This window comes from Actinosynnema sp. (assembly GCF_052038725.1).
In genome coordinates this window covers 1-4,358 of sequence record NZ_JBQGCX010001460.1, presented here as the reverse complement: position 1 = coordinate 4,358, position 4,358 = coordinate 1, and the positions used below count along the sequence as shown (strand labels likewise).

Sequence of the window (4,358 nt, the reverse complement as noted above, 5' to 3'; positions counted from 1 at the left end):
CACATCGGTCACGTTTCCGGCTTCGGTGTCCCCTCCGACGTGTTCTCCCGCTACATGCGCATGTCGGGCCACCGGGTGCTCATGGTCAGCGGCACCGACGAGCACGGGACGCCCATCTCCGTCCAGGCGGAGAAGGAGGGGCTGTCCGTCCGCGCGCTCGCCGACAAGTACAACCGCGTCATCGCCGAGGACCTCCAGGGCCTCGGGCTGTCCTACGACCTGTTCACCCGCACCACCACCGGCAACCACTACAACGTCACCCAGGAGCTGTTCCTGGCGATGTGGCGCAACGGCTACGTGGTGGCCAAGACCGGCAAGGGCGCCATCAGCCCCTCCACCGGCCGCACGCTGCCCGACCGCTACATCGAGGGCACCTGCCCGATCTGCGGCTACGACGGCGCCCGCGGCGACCAGTGCGACAACTGCGGCAACCAGCTCGACCCGGTCGACCTCAAGAACCCGAAGTCGCGGATCAACGGCGAGACCCCGAAGTTCGTCGAGACCGAGCACCTCTACCTGGACCTGCCGCAGTTCATCGACTCGCTCGGCACCTGGCTCCAGACCCGCTCCGAGTGGCGGCCGAACGTGCTCAAGTTCAGCCAGAACCTCATCGGCGACCTCCGCCCGCGCGCGATCACCCGCGACCTGGACTGGGGCATCCCGATCCCGCTCGACGGCTGGCGCGACCAGTCCATGAAGCGGTTCTACGTCTGGTTCGACGCGGTCATCGGCTACTTCTCGGCGTCCGTCGAGTGGGCGCGCCGCAGCGGGAACCCGGACGCGTGGCGCGAGTTCTGGACCGGTGACGCCCAGGCCTACTACTTCATGGGCAAGGACAACATCGTCTTCCACTCGCTCATCTGGCCGTCGCTGCTCCTGGGCAACAACGGCGAGGGCGCGGGCGGTGGCGAGCCCGGCTCGTTCGGGAGGCTGAACCTGCCGACAGAGGTCGTCTCCAGCGTGTTCCTCACCAGGAGCGGCTCCAAGTTCTCCACCTCGCGCGGGACCGTCATCTACGTGACGGACTTCCTGCGCGACTTCGGCCCGGACGCGCTGCGCTACTTCATCGCGTCCGCGGGCCCGGAGAACCAGGACACCGACTTCACCTGGGAGGAGTTCGTGCGGCGCACGAACTTCGAGCTGGCGAACGAGTGGGGCAACCTGGTCAACCGCTCCATCTCCATGGCGCACAAGAACGTCGGCGCGGTGCCTGCGCCGACCGCGCCCACGGCGGCCGACCACGAGCTGCTGGAGACCTCCCGCCGGGCGTTCGGCGTGGTGGGCGAGAACCTGCGCCGCTCGCGCTTCAAGGCGGCCTCCTCGGAGGCGATGCGGGTGGTCGGCGCGGCCAACCGCTACCTGTCCGACCAGGAGCCGTGGAAGCTCAAGGACGACCCGGCGCGCCGCGACACCGTGCTGCACACCGCCCTGCAGGTCGTGCAGGACGCCAACACGCTGCTCACGCCGTTCCTGCCGCACTCCGCGCAGAAGGTGCACGAGCTGCTGGGCGGCACGGGCGTGTGGGCGGCGCAGCCGCAGATCACCGAGGTGACCGACCTGGACGTGCCCGAGCGCGAGTACCCGGTGCTGACCGGCGACTACGCGTCCGAGCAGGCCCGCTGGGAGTCCACCCCGATCGAGGTGGGCCGCCCGCTGGCCAAGCCCGCCCCGCTGTTCGCGAAGCTCGACCCGGAGCTGGGCGAGACCGGTCCCGAGTGGGCCCCGATCGTCAAGTGACCCCACGTCGCGGGGAGCGACCGCCGGCGCCGGAGACCCTTCCGGCGCCGGTGGTCGACGCCCACACCCACCTGGACGCCTGCGGCGCGAAGACCGCCGAGGACGTCCGGGCGATGCTGGACCGGGCCGGGGCGGCGGGCGTGAGCCGCGTCGTCACGGTCGCCGACGACCTCGCCGCCGCCCGCTGGGCCGCCGAGGCTGCCACCTGGGACGACCGGGTCTACGCGGCGGTGGCGCTGCACCCGACCCGCACGTCCGACTTCTCCGACGCGGACCGGGCCGAGCTGGCGGAGCTGGCCGCCCGGCCGCGCGTGGTCGCGGTCGGCGAGACGGGCGTGGACTACTACTGGGACTACGCGCCGCGCGACGCCCAGCAGGAGGCGTTCCGCTGGCACATCGAGCTGGCCAAGCGGGTCGGCAAGCCGCTGATGATCCACGACCGGGACGCGCACGCCGACGTCCTGGCCGCGCTGGACGCCGAGGGTGCCCCGGAGAAGGTGGTGTTCCACTGCTTCTCCGGCGACCTGGAGTTCGCGCGCGCGTGCGTCGCGCGCGGGTTCGTCCTGTCCTTCGCGGGGCCGGTGACCTTCCGCAACTCCTCGGCGCTGCGCGAGGCGGCGGCCTGGGTGCCCTCGGGGCAGCTGCTCGTGGAGACGGACGCGCCGTTCCTCACCCCGCACCCCTTCAGGGGACGGCCGAACGAGCCCTACTGCGTCAACTACACGCTGCGCGAGCTTGCGACTCTGCGTCACGTGGAATTGATCACCCTCGCCAATGAGGTCACTCAAACCGCCGAACACGTTTTCGGAATAGGGGTCTGAAACCACTCTTAGTGGTTACTGCTGCCAATGGGTGACGGGGTTGCTCCCCTATGGGTGTGATGCGACACACAATCCGGAATGGGGGTGTTTGCAGAACCCCCGCCCACCCGTTACGGTCCCGTGACCGTGCCCCTCTTGCGCGACGGGGGCACCGGACCCGTTGTCGGGGCGGGAACCGGCACCAGGAGCGAGAAGTCGGAACCGAGCGAACGAAGGAGCTGTCGGCGGATCACCAGCTGACCACTGGCAGCCCGCGCGCGGAGCCCGTGCTTTGCGCCTTCAGGAGGTATGGACACCCGTGACGACGTTCAACCAGGACACCGACTGGTTCACCCCGGTCAGACCCGACACCGCGGTCGCCGTCGTGGACCGGCCGTTCGAGGAGTGGGACACCGCGGTCTTCTCGATCACGCCGGAAGACGTGATGGAGGCCCTGGGCCCGCAGGCCGACCAGGTGCTGGCCGACGCTGACGTCGACGTCGACGAGCTCATCCGCCTGATCAACGCGGAGACCACCCTCCTCCCGCCGATCATCATCCCCGACGAGGTCTCCCAGGACCGCGTTCCGGGCGCGCTCGCGGCCGAGGAGCCCGACGCCCCGCCCGCCGCCCTGGTCGAGGCCGCCGGGAAGTGGAAGCGCCGCTTCCTCAAGGCCGCGGTCGCCACCGTGCTGGTCACCATCTCCGGCGGCGGCGCCACCGCCATCGCCATGGACAAGTCGGTCACCGTCGACGTCGACGGCCAGGCCCACACCGTCCGCACGTACGAGTCCACCGTCGGCGAGATCCTCGCCGACGAGGGCATCACGATCGGCGAGCACGACGCCCTCAGCCCCTCCCCGCAGGCCAAGGTCGGCGACGGCGGCAAGATCAGCCTCGACCGGGGCCGCCAGGTCAAGGTCACCGTCGACGGCGAGCAGCGCGAGGGCTGGGTCCGCTCCGTCAACGTCGCCGAGGCGCTCGACCAGCTCGGCGTCCAGGCGGGCGAGGGCTCCTGGTTCTCCGCCGCCCGCGACGCCGACGTGCCCCTGGAGGGCATGTCGCTGGAGGTCAAGAGCCTCAAGGCGGTCACCGTCTTCGACGGCGCGAACGAGCCCCGCCAGCTCCAGACCACCGCGCTCACCGTCCAGGAGCTCCTGGACACCGAGAACCTCACCCTCGGCCCCGACGACCGGGTCGAGTCGGCGCTGGACCTGCGCATCAGCAACGGCGCGGAGATCCACATCAGCCGCACCGGGGTGTCCGTGATCAACGCGACCGAGGCCATCGCGCCGCCGGTCGAGGAGATCACCGACGCGAACATGATGAAGGGCACCAAGGAGACCGTCGAGGCCGGCGAGGCGGGCGAGCAGATCGTCACCTACCGCGTCACGGTCAAGAACGGCAAGGAGACCGGCCGGGAGAAGCTCGGCGTCAAGGTCACCAAGGAGCCCAAGGCCAAGAAGGTCAAGGTCGGCACCAAGCTGCCCCCGGACGGCGCCGTCTGGGACAAGCTCGCGCAGTGCGAGGCGGGCGGCAACTGGGCCATCAACACCGGCAACGGCTACTACGGCGGCCTCCAGTTCAACAAGAGCACCTGGGACGCCTACGGCGGCAGCGCGTACGCCGCGTACCCGCACCAGGCCACCCGCGAGCAGCAGATCGCCATCGCGACCAAGCTCCGCGACGGCCGGGGCGGCAGCTACTCGGCGTGGCCGGGCTGCAGCTCCAAGCTCGGTCTGTGACTGTGACATTCCTGGAAGCGGAGGCCTGACCGCCCAGGAGGGAAAGCGCCTCCTGTGCGGTCACCGCTCCGCTTCAC

3 protein-coding genes are annotated in these 4,358 nt (G+C 70.2%); all 3 read left to right on the top strand.

Going from position 1 to position 4,358, the window contains the following annotated elements; all coding sequences use genetic code 11:
- Positions 1-1,737, top strand: a 1,737-nt coding sequence (gene metG, locus ACTUAL_RS30840; RefSeq protein ID WP_440902693.1) for a methionine--tRNA ligase, incomplete at its 5' end; no start/stop codon positions are given.
- Positions 1,734-2,558: a TatD family hydrolase gene (locus tag ACTUAL_RS30835; protein ID WP_440902692.1), complete on the top strand. Its 825-nt coding sequence runs from the start codon at positions 1,734-1,736 to the stop codon at positions 2,556-2,558. The genes metG and ACTUAL_RS30835, both read left to right, overlap by 4 nt.
- Positions 2,559-2,856: 298 nt before the next feature.
- The gene (locus tag ACTUAL_RS30830) at positions 2,857-4,281 is read left to right on the top strand and encodes a resuscitation-promoting factor (protein ID WP_096491429.1); all 1,425 of its coding nucleotides are present in this window, start codon (positions 2,857-2,859) and stop codon (positions 4,279-4,281) included.
- Positions 4,282-4,358 lie beyond the last annotated feature (77 nt).